Raw genomic sequence first — 16,884 nt, forward strand, 5'->3', positions numbered from 1 at the left:
GCCGAGCCGAGCGGGATCGTCAGGCTCTTGCCGCGCACAGCACCGGCGACGGCGTTGAGCGCGTAGTCGGAGGCGTTGCGCACGAGCCGCTCGACGAGCGTCGTCGTCACGAGGAACCGCAGCGGACCGGCCATCCGCGCCGCGGCGGCGGCGGCCGCGGTGACGGCAAGCGGGATCAGCACGGTGCTGAGCGTCTGCGCCCCGGCGACGACGGCGTCGCCCCATTGCACCACGACGTCGCTGGCGGCGGCCTGGACGGGGATGCAGGCCGTGACGAACACCGCGGGCAGGACCGCGGCGATGAGGCTGAGGGAGCGGAACGAGTTCGTTGCGGACATGACATTCTCCTCAAGAAAGGGTGTTCGGCCTTGAAGGCTCAAGCGCGTAGGCCATCGCTGATGCGCTGCCAGAGCCGGGCGAGCGTGCCGGGCCGGTCGGGCAGCGCCGGATGCGCGCTGTCCGGTGGTTTCGGCACGGCGACGGGGCGCCCGTCGCCGCGGCGGGCACGCGGCGGGGCGACGGCGTAGGGCGTGCGGAACTGGTCGTATTCGGCGAGGCGGCGCGAAACGATTTCGGGCGGCTTGCGCCATGCCAGGATCGCCTCCGCGGCCCCTGCCCGGTCGCCGGCATTGAGCCGCCGCAGGAAGCCGGACCGCCGGAAGGCGCCGACACCGATGTTGAAGGCGATCGAGATCAGCGCGTCGCGCTCGTGTTCGGCCACCGGCACCGTGAGGGAGGACAAGATCGGCAGGGCGTGACGCGCCAGATCCTCCAGGAACAGAGCGTCCGCCTGCCCTTGCGTGATCCGCTGCCCGAGCCGGACGCCCTTGGTGTGGCCGTAGCCGATCGTCGGTACGCCGACGCTGTCGCAATAGGCCGTCAGCCGCACGCCCTCGCGCGCCTTCAATGCCGCGATGCCGAGCGGCGTCATGATCGCGGATGCGGTCATGGTGGTCTCCATGCTGTCGGGCGTCGGGAGCGGACGGCCGTAACCTGCGGAAAAGGGTCGGAAATCTTCGGGCAACACGGCCGCGCTAGTCAGGCAGCCCGATCGGGAGGGCTGCCGATGACGCCGGAAGACAAGCAATGGGACCGGGCGGTCTGGACGCTCGATGCGGCGGCGACCGTGATCGTGGCCAGCCTCGCCCTGATGCTGTGTCTGTTGATGGGCTGGCGCTGGTTCGTGTGATCAGGCCATCTGCCGGCCACCGAACAGGGAATCGCTCGCGGCGACGTAGCCGTCCGCGCCGCTGAAGCGCACGAAGACCTCGACCGTGTCGCCGGCCGCGAGCTTCAGGGCGGTAGAAAGGTCGATCGCTGTGACCCCGTCGACGAGGATGCCAGTCGCGGAGGCGCGACCGCGTCCAGCCGGAGCGCCGTTCCTGTAGAACTGTACTTCAAGAGCAGTCGGCGCATTGCTGCCGTTCTTCTTGAAGACCAAGGCGGTATCGAAACCGTAGAGGCTGGCTTCCGGCGCGACGAAGCGGTTGCTCGCAGCGATGAAGGCACCCTGGTCGTTGCTGTCGGCGGTGTTGAACTGCACCTTCGTCCAAGTCGCAGCCGCAACGTAGTTGTCGAAGCTCGTGCTGCTGGCGAACTTGGCGAAGTTGCTGATCCGCGCCCAGGCGGTACCGGTATGCCACTTGAGGGCCGCGGCTGTGCTGTTGGCGTAGAGCTGCCCCTGTCCAACGCCGACTGTCGGGTCGGAGGCCATCGGCAGCAGTCGGATGGAGCCGTTGGATTCGGCCGAGAAGACTTCCACGATGCCGGCTGCGCCGGTGGGGGTCGTGCGAAACACCACGCGCGCACCTTGCGCAGAATCGGTCCAGGCTTCCGTCGCGACGAAGGCCACCTGCGCCCGCGCCGCGCCGCCATAGGCGGTCGCACCGTAGCCGAAGGCCGAGAATTGGCCGATCGTCGCTCCGGTCTGGAGTGCCGTAGGCATTGCGGCCGTGCCGGCCGCCGCACGGAAGATGAAGTTGCCGGGAGTGTTGCTGCCGAAGCCGTCGAAGACCAGCCGCGCCTGCAGCCCGTCGGCGCCCGACACCCGCAAAACCGTTTGTGAGAGGCTGTCGGGCAGCGCGCCGGCATTGGCGCTGATCTCCAGCGGGCCGGCGATCCGCCCGAGCGTGAGACGTCCGGTAGCGGCCGAGGCAGTCAGCGGCGTGAAGAAGGCGGCCCCGTCCGGGCTGACCTTCAGGGCAAAATCGTCGGAGCCGAGCGTGCCGAACAACGCCCGGGTCGAGAACCCGGTCTGGACGGTCAGGGCGGCATCCCGGGCCGAAGCCTGCTTGTTCAGCGTCACGCGCAGGTTGCCGGAGCCCGGCGTGACGTCGTCCCAGGAGAGAAGGGCGGCGTCGGATTTCAGGGCGAAACGGTTGGTGGCGTCGGCCGCGGTGCCGATGCCGAGGCGGGTGAGATTCTGGAGTGCCGTCAGGCTCCCGCGGAAACTCGCCCAGGCCGTGCCGGTGAACACATAGAGGTCGGCCTCGTCGATGACGTAGGCGAACCAGCCGGGCCGGGGCACGGCGCCGACCCAGACCCCGTCGGCGAAGCGCACCACCTGCCCCGACAAGCCGGCCCAGGCGCCGGTGGGGCTCGGGACCGTGACGAGATAGCGGTCGCCGTCCATCGGGTTCACCGGCGGAGCGGCGAGATCCTTGTCGAGGCAGGCGAGCTGCACCAGCGCGTCGAGGGCGGCCAGCGCCTCGTTGTGGGTGACGTGCTTCTGCGCCTGGGCCGCCGCGAGCAGCGGCAGACCGAGGTTGCGCGTGGTGTCCGCCATGGGGATCTCCGTGGTGTCGGTCAGGCCCTGCGGACCGGCAGGCGCGCCCGGGTCGCGGGTGAGCGGCCGGCGAGCGTGCCGACCTGGGCAACCGCCGCCTCGATCGCGGTCTGAGGGCCGCCGAAATCGGCCGTCTCGTCGGCGGCCGCGTAGAGCGCGCTCGGCTGCGTCGCGTTCAGGGAGCGGGCGAGGCTGCCGTCGTTCCGAAGGATGTCGAGGACGTAGACCTCCGACGTCTCGTCGAAGGGGATCTCGGCGGCCTCCCAGGCGTCGGCGTCGCGCCGTGCCCGGCGGACCCAGCTGAAGCGCACGCCGCCGCTCTCCCGCCGCGCCCGCAGATGGACCGGGCGAAGCGGCATGAATGCGCCGAGCCCGGCGCTCGCCGTGAAGCCGATGGCCGTCGGGTCGGCCGGATCGCGGTCGGCCGGACCGACACGGTAGGCGAAGGCGCGGCCGGCGTCGTCGAGGCGCTCGACCAGGGGCACCACGGCGCCGTCGTCGAGGCGCACGATCGGCGCTCCGGCCGGAACCGTTCGCGATGCCGCCGCCTCGCTGCCGGCGAGCCCGCGCAGGAGGTTCCGGAGACGATAGGTGCCCTCGCCGATCAGCTCCGCGCCGGCAGCCGACAGGATCTCGACGACGCCACCTGCGCCGACGATTGCGAAGAGGTTCGCGCCGGCCAAGGCCGTCGTCTCCTCCACCGAGGCGAGACCCTCGGCATGGCGCAGGGTGACGTCGAGCGTCGCGGCCCGGTCGAAGCGCCAGACCGGGCCAGGGGGCAGCAGCGACAGCGTGCGTCCGAGGCAGGCCGGATGGTCGACGATGCGCTGCACGGCCAGCGCCGTGCCCGCACCGGCCGAGCGCCATACGGCCACCGCGCCCGGCCAGGGATCGGCCGCCACGGCAAGGTATTGCAGCGGCACCGGATCGCCGCGGGTCACCGGCAGGTCGAGGGCCAGCGCGAAGACCGGGCCCGGAAGCGCCGGGGGGCTGCGGTACCGCCGCGCGTCGGACGCCGCCGGACCCGCGCCCTCATCCGTCACGACCGGCACGCCGCCGGTCTCGATCCGCCGCCCGGCCGGCCCGTCGCCGATGCGCAGGATCCGGTGGAGGCTGCCGTCGGGCAGGATCACCCGGTCGCCCGGCTCCAGGTCGATGCGGCGGGGACTGATCGCGAAGCTACCTGTGTCGCGGGCGGCAAGCGCCACATCGAGAGCGGCTTCCGCAAGCCCTTGCGCGTATCCGCGCCGTGTGACGACAGCGGTCTCGATCCGGCTCTCGCGCCGCCGTGCGCCGGCCGGCCGCAGGGCGGCGGCGGTGGCACGGCGATACGCCTCGCTCTCGCCGTCGCTGAAGCCGATTTCCAACGTGCGAGGCAGAGCACTCTCTTCGGCGCGCACGAGGCTGAGCGGGACCGATCCATCGCGCGGGACGACGAGATCGGCCTCGGCCAAGGCGACGGGCGCGGCCTTCTGCGGGCCGCTGATCCGCAGGCGTCCTGCCGTCGCGGAGACGTCGAGGCCGAAGAGCTGACACAGCGGTTCGAGCACGCCGCGCGCCGCGAGCGGCCGGTCGATGACGAAGCCGTCGAGGACTCCGTCCGCCTCGATGGCGAGGGGTGCCGCGATGCCGAAATCCGACAGGATCGCAGCGAGCAGCCGGTCGAGTTCCTGGCCCTCGACCCGTCCTGTGATCCAGTGACCGAGCGCCCAGTTGCCGGCGTCGGACCAGACCGTGCCGAAATCCGGAAAGGCCGGGAACGGCCGCGCGTCCCAGCACCAAATGAATACGCTGGCCGGATCGACCATGCGCAGGCCCGTGCCCGGCCAGACCGGATTGTGAGCCGGCTCGAAACCGGCAAGGGCAGGATCGAATCGCGCAAGGATCGCTTCGAGGCCACGGGCCTGGATCAGCTCGTCCCGGCCGCCGCGGGAGAAGGGCGGCAACGCGTTCTCCGCGGATTTCGGGTCGGGAAACACGTTGGGGCCGTTGGTGGCGCGGTCGCTCGCCGGGATGCCGATCTCGGTGAGCCAGATCGGCTTCGAGCCCGGCGCCCAGGCGGTGGCTACCGTCTCGATCCCGCCGTCGCGCTCGACATGCCGGTTCGACCACCAGGCGACCAGATCTTTTGGCCGGTAGATCCAGGGCTTGTCGTAGGCGCCATCGGTGATGGGCATGCGGACCTGCGCGGCGCGGTCGGCCTCGTTCGCATAGTACCAGTCGAAGGCCTCGCCCGCGCCGAGGCAGCTCTTCAGGTAGGCGCGGTCGTGGATCGTGGGGCTGAACGCGGCATCGGCATGCGTGTCGCCGTCGCGCCAGTCGGAGAGCGGCGGATAGTAGTCGATGCCCACGGCGTCGATCGCCGCGTCGGCGAACAGCGCGTCGAGGGGGAAGCGGATGGTCGCGCCGCCGTCGCGGACATGGGCGCCGTACTCGGTCCAGTCGGCCGCGTAGACGAGCTTTTCGCCATTTGCGAGGACCGCGCGAACCTCGTGTGCAAGGCTGCGCAGGGCCTCGACCGCCGGATAGGTGCCCCCGGCCCCGCGCACCCGGGTGAGTCCCAAAAACTCGCTGCCGAGGACGAAGCCCGCGAGCTCCTTGCCGGCCAGCAGGCTGGCGTAGTGCAGCACGAACCGGCGAAGGCCCTCCTCGCGCGTAAAGAGCGACGCGACTTGGCTCGCGGCTGCGGCCGTCCCGTCGGGGCTTCCGACGACGCCCGGAGCCGGGTCGCAGGTGATGCGCCCGCGCCAGGGATAAGCCGGCTGGGTCTGCCCGGGGCGGCGTGGATCGGGCAGGGCGTTGCCCGCAGGCACGTCCATCATCAGGAACGGGTAGAGCACCACGCCGAGTCCGCGCCGCCTCAGCTCCGCGACGAGCCGCAGCAGGCCGGCATCGGAGGGCGTGCCGCCATAGGCCGGGCTGCCGTCGCGCATGGAAACCACGCCCGCATTCGCGCGAGTGAGGCCGGCGACGCTCCAGACGTCGCCGGTGGTCACTTTCGCCGCGTTGTCGACGCGCGGGGCGACGGTGCATTGACCGGCGCGCAGATCGCTCCCGAACCAGGCCACCACCACCGAGACCTTCGCGAGGTTCGGGCAGAGCGCCTGCAGCGCGTCGAGGGAGGCCAGCACGTCGCCGGCGCCTTGCAGCTGGAAACGGTTGGCCGGCCGCGTCGTGCCGAGACCGGCATCCTCGCTAACCGGCACCGGATCGAGACCGAACTCGGTGGAGCCGGGGATCAAGCAGACCGCCCGGATCTTCGAGGCGATGCCGCCGACCGGGCGGATCACCTCGAAGGCGAATTGCGGGATGCGGTTGCCGAACTCCGCCAGCGCCAGCCGCTCGAACACCACGTAGGCGAGCCCGCGATAGGCCGGCGCGTTGCCCGTGGCTTCCTTGGCGACGATGAGCGGGTCGGGCTCCTGATCCGCGCGTCCGGTATGGACGCGCAGGGTCAGCTTGGTCAGGTCGATCTCGGCGCCGTCCGCCCAGATCCGGCGCACGAAGGCGATCTCTCCGGCGCAGAGCCCGACCGCGAGGTTGGCATAGTAGCTATAGGCCGTGCGGACGGTTTTCTGGCCGCCGCCGCCCTTGGAGCCCGAGGACGAGCGCTCCACCATGGTGTTGGCCACTTCCAGCGGCCGCGTCGCCCAGATCAGGGTGCCCCCGATGCGGGCGCGGCCGTAGACGCGTGGGATCGGCTCGCCCTCCGTCGAGGTCAGCCCGGCGACGTCGGTCAGCCGCGGCCCCTCGACGAAGCGCGGGCTCGTACCGCCGAACAACGCACCGTCGAGCGCCGAGCCGCCGGCCGCGCCAAGCGCCCGGCCTACCACCGATCCGATCGGACCGCCGACGGCCGACCCGACCGCACCGCCCACCGTCTCCAGTATCAGGGTCGCCATGGAGCATCCTCCGGAAACCTGAACACGTGCGCGAGGTGCCGCCGCCACCACGACGTGACAACCACCTCGGTGACGACAGCGCCGTCATGGGCGTGGACCATCGTGCCCGCGCCCGTGGCGATGGCGCAGTGCTTCGCAGGGAGATGCGCACGGAAGGCGAAGAGCAGGACGTCGCCGGGCTGCGGCCGTGTTTCGAGGCCGGCGGGGCGGAGATGCCGCCGTGCAGCCTCGACCAGCGGATCCACGCCATCCGCCGCCTCGGCCCAGCCGGCCGCATAGGGCGGAGGCGTCTCCGGCTCGTCTCCGACGACCTCGCGCCAGACACCGCGCAACAGCCCGAGACAATCGCAGCCGACACCCTTCAGGGAGGCCTGGTGACGGTAGGGCGTGCCGATCCAGGTACGGGCCTCACTGACGATGGCTTGGGTGAGATCGAGCGGCACGGGGAACAGCATGCTCACACCTCGAAGGAACGGCGCGAAAACCCTCTCCCCTCTGCGGGAGAGGGCGGCCCCTGCGTGAGCAGGGGTCGGGAGAGGGGAGCGGGTTTGAGCGCCTCACCGAAACAGGCTCCCGCCATCGAGCGCGGTGCTCGATCCGGGCGCGGGGCGCACCACGAAGTCGTTACCCGGCATGTGCGGAAAACCCTGAAAGTTCAGGCTGTTCGCGAACTTTCCGCGGCAGGTCGAGAAACGCTTGTCGCAGCCGGCCGTGAGGATGAAAGCGTCGCCCGGCGCGACGTTGCGCGCCGGCGGCTGCCAGAGGTCGAGGGCCACGGTCGCGTCGGTGCGCGTCTGACTGCGGATGTCCGCGTCGAGGCCGGCATTGGCGCCGCCCGTCCAGCGCAGGCGCCCGCCCGTGAACCAGCCGGTCGCGAAGGAGCCCGCGAGCGCGACGGCGAGGCGGGCCGGTCCGGGTGCGGCGAACACCGTCCCGCTGCTGCGCCAGCGCATGTCCGAGAGGTCGATGCCGCAGCGGGGCTCGCCGAGCTCGGCGTCGCAGGTGGCGCGGTAGAGGCGACCCTGCTCGACGTCGAGGCGGTGCATCAGGCCGCGCAGTTCGGCAACGAAGGCGGTGCCCGCGCGGCGGATCTCACCGATGGTGGCCACGTCGAGGAGCAGCCGCGCCTCGGGCGCGCTCCAATCGACCAGCCAGGTCTCGACGCTCGCGCCATCGAACAAGCCCGCGGACACGTCGTCCGGTGCGATTCCCGCCGAGGTCAGCGCCCCGGCGACGTCACCGCCCCCGACCGCGAAGCCGAGCTCGGCGCTCGCCTCGGCCGCCTCGAGCCCGGTGCGGGCGGCGTAGGTCAGGCGGTCGAGGGTCAGGTCGCGATCGTGGTCGGTGAAGCCGAAGGCCAGCCCGTCCGGCCGCGTCAGCGACCAGCAATGGCACAAGGTCGTCGCCCCGCCGGACAGGCGCGCGGCGAGGGCGGCGGGGATGGCGCGCATGGGAAATCCTCGGTCTCCGGCGCTACGGCACGATTTCGATCAGCGGCACCTTCGGGATCTCACCGGCGGTGAAGGCGGCGAGGTCGATCACGAGGTCGTCGGTATCGAAGCGCACAGGCACGTCGAACTCATAGCCGGCGGTGACGCGCGCACCCGCCGCCGGCACCGCGTTGGCCACGAAGGTGACGAGCCCGGTCGTCGCGTCGCAGGCGAATTTCGCGGCCGGCACCTCGATGCCGTTCACGGCGAGCCGCACGCTGCCGGCGACCGGTTTCTGGATTGCGCGGCGGTAGGGCGCCGGCCCGCTGCCGTAGGTCTTTGCGAGCGCGAAGACGGCGTTGCCGCCCGTGCCGGTGCCGAGCGGCTGGTCGGTCGGGGCGGGCACGGCGCTTGGTGGGCCGGAGCGGTGGTCGACCCGGTCGCGGTAGCGAAACCCGTAGAGGCGCCCGCGCCGCTCCTCGAAGAAGCCGAGCACCGCGTGCAGCGCGTCGAGGGTACGGATGCCGAAGCCGGCATCGTAGCGCCGCCGCGAATCCGCCCACCGGCTGTTGCGGTGCTCACGCCCCGAGGCCAGCGTGACGATCTCCGTCAGCCGGCTTGGGCCCCCGCTGCCGCGTAGAGCCACGTCGAGGGGGAAGCGGACTTCGTGGAAGTCGGTGGGCATGACCTCTCCTCCGAGCGGTGGCGCTGATCGGTCCCGGTGCTCACAAAGCCCGCCGTCCCCGCGCAACCGCCCGCGCAAGGCTCGCCGCCACCTGCGCCTCGGATCTGCGAAAACTCTCGGCATCCGGAGTGGCGATGGTGATGCTGACGCTCACCGGGCGCTCAGTGGCCGAGGCGACGCCGAGGCGGCCGTCGCTGCCGCGTTTCAGCGGGAGAATCGCCTCCGGGCCGGCCTCGCCCATCAGGCCGGTACCGCCCTGCATCGGGAAGTATGTCGGCGCGGCCACGATGCCGCCGCTGGCGAACGGCCGGACCCGGCCGGCGGCGATGACGCCGCCGCGGGCGAAGGCGCTGGTTTCGGCGCTGTCCGAAGCGCCGAGCAGGCTCTTGACGAGACTCGTGATTCCCTTGCGCACCGGGCCCAGAGCTGCCTTCAGCGCCAGGCCCGACAGCTTGGTGGCGAGCGTGCCGAGCACTCCATCGAGCTGGCGCCCGGCATTGAGGTTGGCGGTGAGCGCGCTCGACAGGCTCTGCCCGAATTTCTTGGCGAGCAGGTCGAGGGTTTCGAGCTGTTTGGCGCGGTCGGCGATCGTACGGTCGGGATCGGTCGTCGCCATAGGGGCCTCACAAATCCGGGAATGCGGCGAGCAGGCGGTCGAGATCGCTGCGACCGGCGGCGGGAGCGGCTCTCAGCCCGGCCGCAGCGGCGAGTTCGCGCGGTGTCGCGGCCCAGAAGGTGGCGGGCGTCCAGCGGAGCGCATGAAGCCCCAGGGCCAGCGCATCGTCCCACGGAAAGGCGAAGGTCTTGGCCTCCGCGCTCAAGCCCTCCGTGGCACCCGAGGGTCCGGTGGCGGTTCCGCCTCGCCGAAGGCCGCGACGAGGGCCTCGCCCACGGCCGCGGCCACGGCAGCGAAATCGCCGGCCAGCGGCAGGCGCGCCACCGCCGCGTCGTCGAGATCGTGACCGCCGCCGCGCAGCGCCGCACCGAGCAGCACGATGACGTCGCGGGCCGACGGCCGACCGCCCGAAAACCGCTCGGCGAGGCCGACGACGTCGCCGGCCCTCAGCGTGTCCTCGAGTTCGGCCAGCGCACCGAGGGTAAGGCAGAGCGTATAGTGCTCGCCCCCGAAGCTGAGCGGCACCTCGCCGCGTCTGCGGTTGGCCATGGTGTCGGGTCTCCGGATGGGAGGTCAGGGTACAGTCGCCGAGATCAGAGCGCCGTGAAGCCGAGCGGACCGGCGGAATCCAGCGCCATGTCGTAGGTGACCTCGCCGGCATGGTCGCCGCGGTATTCGAGGCTCGTGATCTGAAACAGGCCTTCGATGATGCCGAAGGACGGCACCACGATTTGGTAGCTGTCGATCACCCCGTCGAAGAAGCTTTGGCGCAATCGCGCGTCGGAGGCCTCGTCGCGGAAAACCCCGGCCCCGGAGACCGAGGCGCGCCGCACGCCGGCTCCGGCCAGCAGCTCGCGCCAGCGCCCGGCGGAATCGGCGTTGGTGACGTCCACCGCCTCCGCATTGAAGGCGATCTGCCGGGCGCGGAGCCCGGCCACCGCCGTGAATCCGCCGGCACCGTTGCCGGCCCGGACGAGCAAGTCCTTGCCTTTCTGGGCGGTCATGATGAAGGCTCCAGGATCTCATAGTATGGATCGGCAGATATATTGACGTTTTACGTTTCTTCATTGCGGTCTCAGCGAGACAACCCAGTAAAATATCCAGACTATACCCTGGTTTGCTTCGCTGCGCTCGCAATGACGGAGGTGGGCTCAGCCCCCGACGACTTCGGTAACCGCCTTCAACGTGAGCGTCGCCTGCGTCTCGCCGCTGCGCGCGTCGCGATGCGCGGCGATCGACTCGACGCGCAGCGTGATCAGGGCGTGGCCGCTGAGCGTCAGGGCGGCATCGTCGAGGAGGGCGGCGATCCGCTCCGTGGCGTCGAGGGCGCTGCGGGTCGAGCGGGGTCTTCCGAAGATGACGAGCGCGAGCGTGTGGAGATGACGCCGCGCGCCGTCGACGGAATCGTCGCGGGCCTCGCCGTTGCCAAAGACGGCGTAGACCGGGACAGCGGTAGCCGGCGGTTCGTCGTAGAGCCGCACGGCGCCGCCCATCGATGCGGCGAGGCCGGCATCGCCACGGAGCCGGCCGAGGATGGCGGCGCGCATCGCCAGGAGGGGGCTCATGCGACATCCTCCGACAGGAGTTCCTCGACCGCGCAGACGAGCTCGCGGCAGCGTCCGTCAGGGTCGCCGGCCGAGCGGATCGCGAAGCGGCGCGGGCCGGCCGACAGAAGCATCTCGGACGTGACACCCGGTCGCCAGCGCAGACTGACGCGGTGCGTGGCGATCGCCTCACTCCGGCCGTTCCGCACGCGCTCGGCGGTGCCGGCGCGCGCCATCACCCCCCAGACCACGGGCCCGGCGACGTAGCGGCGGAGTTGCCCGCCGAAGCCGTCGGGCTCGTCTACCGGTGTTTCGAGCACGAAGCGGCGCCGCCGCGCGCCGATGGGCGCATGGGTCATCGCAGGTCTCCGATTTTTCAAGAGTTGGGCGTTCAGAGCCGCATCAGGCGATGTGGCGCGAGCAGACCGGCTACGGCGGGCGGCGACGCGAGGAGACCAGCCGGCACGCCGTCGCCCCGGTTCTCGAACCAGTCGGCCACGATCATGCGGATCGCCTGGGCGAGCGGGGCCGGCACCGGCGGGCCGTCGCCGCCGCAACCGGTCGTGACCTCGATCAGCGCGGCCTTGCGCATCAGCAGCGGCACGCCCGGATCGACCAGCAGGCAGGGCGCCTCCCACGGGTCGGGGCCGGGCCGCAGCAAGGCGGTGTCGATCTCCGCCACGATCCCGTCGGCACCGACGAGGCCCACCCGCGTCACCGCGACGAGGGGGCTCAGCGGCAGCGGCACGACACCATCCGACGGCCAAGCCGTGAGCATCAGCCGGAAGCGGGCCGGTCTCACGAAACGGCGCGTCGCCGCCTCGACGCTCGCGCGGGCCGCCGCGACGAGCCCTTCGATCAGGGCATCCTCCCCGTGCTCGTCCCCGTCGAGCCGCAGGTAGCCGCGCATCTCCGAGAGGCTCACCGGCTCGACGCCGAGATCCGCGACGCGTATCGGGGTCATGCTTCACCTCTCGCTCGGGTTTTTCGGATGTTGCGCAGGCCGCGGGACGGCGCTTCGACCCTCTCGCGCCCTCATCCTGAGGTCCCGGAGCGCAGCGGAGGCCTCGAAGGAGGGCTCCAGGGTTCGCGCGGCCGGCTGGAGACTTCCGTCGAGGCTCCGCTTCGCCGCGCACTTCGAGACGAAGCCGTGGGTCGGCGGCTCCGGCTCGGCGGCCTCGCCCTGTGTGCTGTCGTCGCGTCAGCCGTCCCCGCCTCGGCCATCGTCGGCGGCCGTGAGGCACCCGACTCCGCCGAGGCACGCTCGGCCGTGATGGTTCTGACCTCGAAGGGCGGGGCCTGCTCGGGCGTCGTGGTGGCGCGCGATGTCGTGCTCACCGCCGGACATTGCGTGGCGGGCGTTCCGGAGAACCGCATCCATTTCCAAGACGAGACCGGCAAGCTCGTTCTGATGGAGGTCGCGGCCCGGGCGGTGCATCCCGGGTACGAGGCCGATGCGATCCGGGCGCGCACCCGCTCCATCGACCTCGCCCTGCTGCGCTCCGCCGAGCCGCTGCCGTCCCGGTTCGAGATCGCCACGCTGAGCGAGGCCATGCCGGGCGCCGGTACGGCTCTGACGCTCGGCGGCTACGGCGCGGCACGGAGCAACGACTACCGCTCGGCCGGCCGCTTCCGGATCGCGAGCCTGCCGGTGGTCGAACCCCACGGCCCCAGCCGCATCCTGGTCTGGCTGCAGGCGGCCAAGGCCGGCGGCTGCAACGGCGATTCCGGCGGACCGATTTCGGACGACACCGGCGTGCTGGCCCTCGCCGCCTGGGTGAAGAGCGTCTGCGGCGGCCTCACCCAGGGCATCCTGCTCGGACCCCAGCGCAGCTGGATCGACAGGACACTCGGCGGCTGGGGCACCGCCGCACGCTGGACCCGCTGAACCGCGACGCCCCGCTGGCTATGGAACCACAGCTTGGCCGGGGCATTGGCATCAGTTAGCTTGGGGCTCGACAGATTCGAGGCGCACCGGGCGCTGGAGACATGACCATGGTCGCAGGTCCCGTCCGTGCCGCGCTGGCTGGCGCCCTTTTCGGATTCGTTCCCCTCTCAGCCCAAGCTGTCGTGCAGGGGCAGGTCAGCCGTGATCCCGATGGCCTGCGCGCCTCGGTGGTGCGCATCGAGAGCACCTCCGGCGAGATCTGCTCCGGGACCCTGATCGCCCAGGACCTGGTGCTCACCGCCGCCCACTGCGTCCAGCACAATGCCGGCTACAGCGTCGTGGTGGTCGATCCCTCGTTCCGGCAGCGGCGGATCTCGGCGGTGGCGGCCTCGACCCATCCCGATTTCGTGCCCGGCACCTCGCCGGAAGACCAGCCCGGCATCGACTTGGCGATGCTCAAGCTCGCCCAGCCCGTCGGCCCGGGCTTCCGTCCGCTGAACCCGAGTGGCGGTGGCAGCATCGACACCGGCGAGGGCGTCGACATCGCCGGCTTCGGCGTGGTGGCCGAGAACAGGCGCACCACCGCACGGACCCTGCGCACGGCACGGCTCGTCTCGATCGGTTCCCTGCAGGTCGCCAACCGCGTCACCGTGGTCACCGACGCGCAGCGTCTGGCCGAAACCGCCGGCGCCGGCGCCTGCCTCGGCGATTCCGGCGGCCCGATCCTGCGCAACGGCCAAATGGTCGGCGTGGTGAGCTGGTCGAGCGGGGCCATGCGCCAGGACAAGCGCGCCCGCACCGCCTGCGGCGGCTTTACGGCCGTGACGCCCACGGGGGAGCACGCGAGCTGGATCACCTCGCGCGCCTCCCAGCTCGAGGCGATGAGCGCCGGTCAGGCGATGAGCCAGACCGGCGCCCGTCCGGTCGAGTGGGTGGCCAAGCCCGGCCGCCGCCGCACGCGCTGACCCGTCTTGGGTCAGGCGAACTTCAACAGCTTGATCGCGTCGAAGTCCTGCACGCCGCCGCCGACGCGCTTGGTGGTGTAGAACAGCACGTAGGGTTTGGCGGAATAGGGGTCGCGCAGCGTGCGCAGCCCCATGCGGTCGACCACGAGATAGCCGCGCTTGAAGTCGCCGAAGGCGATGGAGAGGCTGCCCGAGCCGATATCGGGCATCGCCTCCGCCTCGGCGACCGGAAATCCCATCAACGTTGCGGCGCCACCGGCGCTGGCGGGCGGCTGCCAGAGGTAATTGCCGTCGGCGTCCTTGAACTTGCGGATCGTGCTCTGCACGCGCCGGTTCATGACGAAGGTCGCATTCTGGCGATAGCCGGCACGCAGCCCGTAGATCAGGTCGAACAGAATGTCGGCCGGGTTGCTGACCGGAAAGGCCGAGGCCGTGCCGGTGGCCACGATCCCGATCTTGCCGGGCGCCCAGGCCGAGTTGGCCACCGTGTCGTAGGCCAGAAACCCCTTGGGCCGGCCGATACCGTTGCCGGTGACGAAGGCGACGCTCTCCTGCTCGGCAAAGACGTCCTCGACCTCCGCCGAAAGCCAGGCGTCGATGTCGACCACCGCATCGTCGAGCAGCGTCTGCGTCGCCGCCGGCATGGCGTAGAGCTCCATCGCCGGAAAGCTCAGTTCGAGCAGTGCCGGCGCATCGGTCTGCGGCCGCGCCGCGGTCTCGGCGACCCAGCCCGAGGCGGGCCCCGTAGGCGAGAACGCCCGCTTGTACAGCCCCCCGGAGATCGCCTGGACGGTCGCCAGCGCGCGGATCGGCGAGATCTGGGCGAGGCGGCGCAGCACCTCCCGCTCGATGTTCGTCGGTACGAGATAGCCACCATCCGGCCCGGATCCGGCCGACAGCGCCTTTTCCTCCAGCCGTTTCAGGCCGGCGCTCTCGCCGGCGCGAACGTAGAGATTGAACGCCGCCTTGTGCTCGGCGCCGACACCATCACGCGGACCGCTCTCGAAGCCGGCCATCGGCGGACGGGCACGGTCGAGGCTGATCCGGTCTAGCCGGGTGCGCGCCTGATCGAGCGCCGCGTCGATGCGCGCCAGCTTCTCCTCCGTCACCACGTCTGTGGTGAGCCGGCTCTCGATCTGCCCGAGCCGTGTGTCGTTGGTCTCCTTGAAGGCCTCGAAGGCCCGCGAAAAATCGTCGAGTGCCGCATCGACCGCGCCGCTGGCGGCCTTGTTCTCGGTGACGGGGAAGGCGGATTTGGTCTCGATGGCGGTGTGTGCGGTCATGGCTGTCCTCGGGTGTTGAAGGAAAAGATCGACGAAGGCGCGCATCCCCTCGCCCTGCTTGCGGGGAAAGGGGATCGCATCGCGGGGCACCGCATCCGCCGCGCCTGGGCGTGGAGGTTCGCGGCGAGGCTCGCCGATGCCCGGGCCAGCACCCGCGCGCCGGGCTGCAGCGGAAAGGTCACCAGCGAGACCTCCCAGAGGTCGACGGCGACGAGCCGGCGGCCACCGCGTGCCGGCACGGCCTTGACCACGCGAAACCCGATGGAGAGTCCGTCGAGCCCTCCCTCGCGCATCAGCGCCTCGACCTCGCGGGCCCGTTGCACCGCGAGGTTCAGCCGCCCCTCGACACGCAAGCCACGAGAATCCTCGGCAAGCGCGTGCCAGCGCCCGATCGGCTCGGCCGGATCGTGCTGCCACAGCATCCGCACGCCCCCTGCGCCGCGACGGGCGAGGCTGGCCGCGAAGGCACCCGGCAGAACCGTGTCGCGCCCGAGATCGGGCACGCCGAAGACGCTGGCGTAGCCGGCAAAATGGCCATCCATTCGGACACCTCTGATGAAGGAATTGCGGGCTCCGCCCCGCATCCGCGATGCGCCCTCGCGCAGCCTCAGGCCCCCGGCACCTCCGCCGGATAACCGACCGCCTCGCGCTTCTCGGACACCGCCAGAAACTCCGCAGCCTGGACCCGGCGCCACAGCGACTCGCGCTCCAGGGCCAGCGCTTCGATGGCGTCGAGATCCGGCTCCAGCCGGGCCGGGCCGAAGACTGGTTCCAGCCAGGCGGCGAGGGAGTCGGCGGTGCGGCGCACCAGCGGCACGATGGTCTGGCGGTAGAAGGCGCGGTTGGCCTCGGCGTAGTTGGCGTGGGTGTTGTCGCCCGGCAGCCCCAGCAGCAGCGGGGGCACCCCGAAGGCCAGGGCGATCTCGCGGGCGGCGGACGCCTTGGCCTCCACGAAATCCATTTCCTTCGGCGAAAGCGCGAGGGGCCGCCAGTCGAGGCCGCCGTCGAGCACGAGCGGCCGGCCGGCATTGCCCGCGCCTTGGTAGTTCGTCTCCAGTTCGCTCTTGAGGCGGGCAAACTGCGCGTCGCTCAAGGCGGCGCCCGTCGATGGCGCGAAAACCAGCGCGCCGGAGGGGCGGGCGGCGTTGTCGAGCAGCGCCTTGTGCCAGGCGCCGGCGGCGTTGTGGATGTCGAGGGAGATGGCAGCCGCCTCCATCGGCGAGAGGCCGTAATGGTCGTCGACCGGATTGAACTGGGCGAGGTGCAGGATCGGGGGCACCGTCCCCGTCTGCTCGTAGCGGATCGTACGGCCGCCGGCGGTGTAGTCGTAGGCGCCGACCCAGCCATCCGGGCCGGCCACGGCCCGCATCCGGTCGGGACGCAGGCAGAACAGCTCGCGAGGCATGCCGTCGAGGCTGACCGCTTCGACGTAGGCATTCCCCGAGACCATCAGGTGCCCGTAGACCCCTTCGAGAAACCGCGTGCCGCCCTCGCGCAGGTTCGGCCGGGTGAGCAAAGCGATCAGCGGATGGTCGTCGTCGGCCCCGGCCAGCGTCAACGGCAGCGCGGCCGCCGCCTCGGCGACGAGGCGCACGCTGCGGTGGGCGACGGCGTTGCGGGCATAGCCCTCGCGGGCGAAGGCCACGGGTTCCCGCGCCGACCAGACCGGCCGGCCCTCGCCGTAAAAGGTCACCGTTGTGGGCGCGGCCTTCGTCGCCGGGGCATAGCCGGCGGCGCGGGCGAGGCGGGTGATGAGGTTGGGCATGGGGGCTCCGATAGGTTCCCT

The 16,884-nt window shown here is 71.2% G+C and carries 19 protein-coding genes and 1 pseudogene; 3 read left to right on the top strand and 17 right to left on the bottom strand.

The window, feature by feature from the left end; genetic code table 11:
• Positions 1-338 (bottom strand): annotated as a pseudogene (locus tag MHA02_RS03500) (hypothetical protein); the annotation flags it as partial.
• 38 nt (positions 339-376) lie between these two features.
• On the bottom strand, positions 377-949 hold the full coding sequence (locus MHA02_RS03505; RefSeq protein ID WP_147076597.1) for a lysozyme: 573 nt from the start codon (positions 947-949) through the stop codon (positions 377-379).
• A gap of 117 nt (positions 950-1,066) precedes the next feature.
• On the opposite strand from MHA02_RS03505, the gene MHA02_RS22815 reads away from it, so the two are divergent.
• Entirely contained in the window at positions 1,067-1,189 is a 123-nt protein-coding gene (locus MHA02_RS22815; RefSeq protein ID WP_280177954.1) for a hypothetical protein, read from the top strand.
• On the opposite strand, the gene MHA02_RS03510 is transcribed toward MHA02_RS22815, so the two are convergent.
• From MHA02_RS03510 to MHA02_RS03565, 12 genes are all read right to left on the bottom strand, one after another.
• Positions 1,190-2,785, bottom strand: coding sequence for a DUF2793 domain-containing protein (locus MHA02_RS03510; RefSeq protein WP_147076598.1), 1,596 nt, complete (start codon positions 2,783-2,785; stop codon positions 1,190-1,192). It lies immediately after the preceding gene.
• Between the two features lie 20 nt (positions 2,786-2,805).
• Entirely contained in the window at positions 2,806-6,687 is a 3,882-nt protein-coding gene (locus tag MHA02_RS03515; protein WP_147076599.1) for a baseplate multidomain protein megatron, read from the bottom strand.
• Complete coding sequence (locus tag MHA02_RS03520; protein ID WP_147076600.1) at positions 6,675-7,142, bottom strand: NlpC/P60 family protein; 468 nt, start codon at positions 7,140-7,142, stop codon at positions 6,675-6,677. Before MHA02_RS03520 ends, MHA02_RS03515 begins: the two co-directional genes overlap by 13 nt.
• Positions 7,143-7,244: 102 nt before the next feature.
• Positions 7,245-8,138 (bottom strand): phage/gene transfer agent baseplate hub protein, encoded by an 894-nt coding sequence (locus MHA02_RS03525; RefSeq protein ID WP_147076601.1) that lies wholly within the window; start codon positions 8,136-8,138, stop codon positions 7,245-7,247.
• Positions 8,139-8,160: 22 nt separating this feature from the next.
• A complete protein-coding gene (locus MHA02_RS03530) occupies positions 8,161-8,802 on the bottom strand; it encodes a DUF2460 domain-containing protein (protein WP_147076602.1) in 642 nt (213 codons plus the stop codon).
• A 40-nt stretch (positions 8,803-8,842) separates the two neighbouring features.
• A complete protein-coding gene (locus tag MHA02_RS03535; RefSeq protein WP_147076603.1) occupies positions 8,843-9,418 on the bottom strand; it encodes a phage tail tape measure protein in 576 nt (191 codons plus the stop codon).
• 7 nt (positions 9,419-9,425) lie between these two features.
• The gene (locus MHA02_RS03540; protein WP_147076604.1) at positions 9,426-9,623 is read right to left on the bottom strand and encodes a phage tail assembly chaperone; all 198 of its coding nucleotides are present in this window, start codon (positions 9,621-9,623) and stop codon (positions 9,426-9,428) included.
• On the bottom strand, positions 9,620-9,967 hold the full coding sequence (locus MHA02_RS03545) for a gene transfer agent family protein (RefSeq protein WP_147076605.1): 348 nt from the start codon (positions 9,965-9,967) through the stop codon (positions 9,620-9,622). The genes MHA02_RS03540 and MHA02_RS03545 overlap by 4 nt, the downstream gene beginning before the upstream one ends.
• Before the next feature lie 44 nt (positions 9,968-10,011).
• The gene (locus MHA02_RS03550) at positions 10,012-10,422 is read right to left on the bottom strand and encodes a phage major tail protein, TP901-1 family (RefSeq protein WP_147076606.1); all 411 of its coding nucleotides are present in this window, start codon (positions 10,420-10,422) and stop codon (positions 10,012-10,014) included.
• Positions 10,423-10,569: 147 nt separating this feature from the next.
• The gene (locus MHA02_RS03555; RefSeq protein WP_147076607.1) at positions 10,570-10,983 is read right to left on the bottom strand and encodes a DUF3168 domain-containing protein; all 414 of its coding nucleotides are present in this window, start codon (positions 10,981-10,983) and stop codon (positions 10,570-10,572) included.
• Positions 10,980-11,321: a head-tail adaptor protein gene (locus tag MHA02_RS03560; protein ID WP_147076608.1), complete on the bottom strand. Its 342-nt coding sequence runs from the start codon at positions 11,319-11,321 to the stop codon at positions 10,980-10,982. The genes MHA02_RS03555 and MHA02_RS03560 overlap by 4 nt, the downstream gene beginning before the upstream one ends.
• A 32-nt stretch (positions 11,322-11,353) precedes the next feature.
• Positions 11,354-11,926 (bottom strand): head-tail connector protein, encoded by a 573-nt coding sequence (locus tag MHA02_RS03565; protein ID WP_147076609.1) that lies wholly within the window; start codon positions 11,924-11,926, stop codon positions 11,354-11,356.
• Positions 11,927-12,112: 186 nt separating this feature from the next.
• Between MHA02_RS03565 and MHA02_RS03570 the strand changes: the two genes are divergently transcribed.
• Positions 12,113-12,850, top strand: coding sequence for a S1 family peptidase (locus tag MHA02_RS03570; RefSeq protein ID WP_147076610.1), 738 nt, complete (start codon positions 12,113-12,115; stop codon positions 12,848-12,850).
• A gap of 107 nt (positions 12,851-12,957) precedes the next feature.
• Positions 12,958-13,815 (top strand): S1 family peptidase, encoded by an 858-nt coding sequence (locus MHA02_RS03575; protein ID WP_147076611.1) that lies wholly within the window; start codon positions 12,958-12,960, stop codon positions 13,813-13,815.
• Between the two features lie 11 nt (positions 13,816-13,826).
• On the opposite strand, the gene MHA02_RS03580 is transcribed toward MHA02_RS03575, so the two are convergent.
• From MHA02_RS03580 to MHA02_RS03590, 3 genes are all read right to left on the bottom strand, one after another.
• Complete coding sequence (locus MHA02_RS03580; protein WP_147076612.1) at positions 13,827-15,098, bottom strand: phage major capsid protein; 1,272 nt, start codon at positions 15,096-15,098, stop codon at positions 13,827-13,829.
• Positions 15,095-15,640 (bottom strand): HK97 family phage prohead protease, encoded by a 546-nt coding sequence (locus MHA02_RS03585; RefSeq protein ID WP_147076613.1) that lies wholly within the window; start codon positions 15,638-15,640, stop codon positions 15,095-15,097. Before MHA02_RS03585 ends, MHA02_RS03580 begins: the two co-directional genes overlap by 4 nt.
• A 65-nt stretch (positions 15,641-15,705) precedes the next feature.
• A complete protein-coding gene (locus MHA02_RS03590; RefSeq protein ID WP_147076614.1) occupies positions 15,706-16,863 on the bottom strand; it encodes a phage portal protein in 1,158 nt (385 codons plus the stop codon).
• Between the last annotated feature and the right edge of the window lie 21 nt (positions 16,864-16,884).

This window comes from Methylobacterium haplocladii (assembly GCF_007992175.1).
In the GTDB taxonomy this organism is placed as follows: domain Bacteria; phylum Pseudomonadota; class Alphaproteobacteria; order Rhizobiales; family Beijerinckiaceae; genus Methylobacterium; species Methylobacterium haplocladii.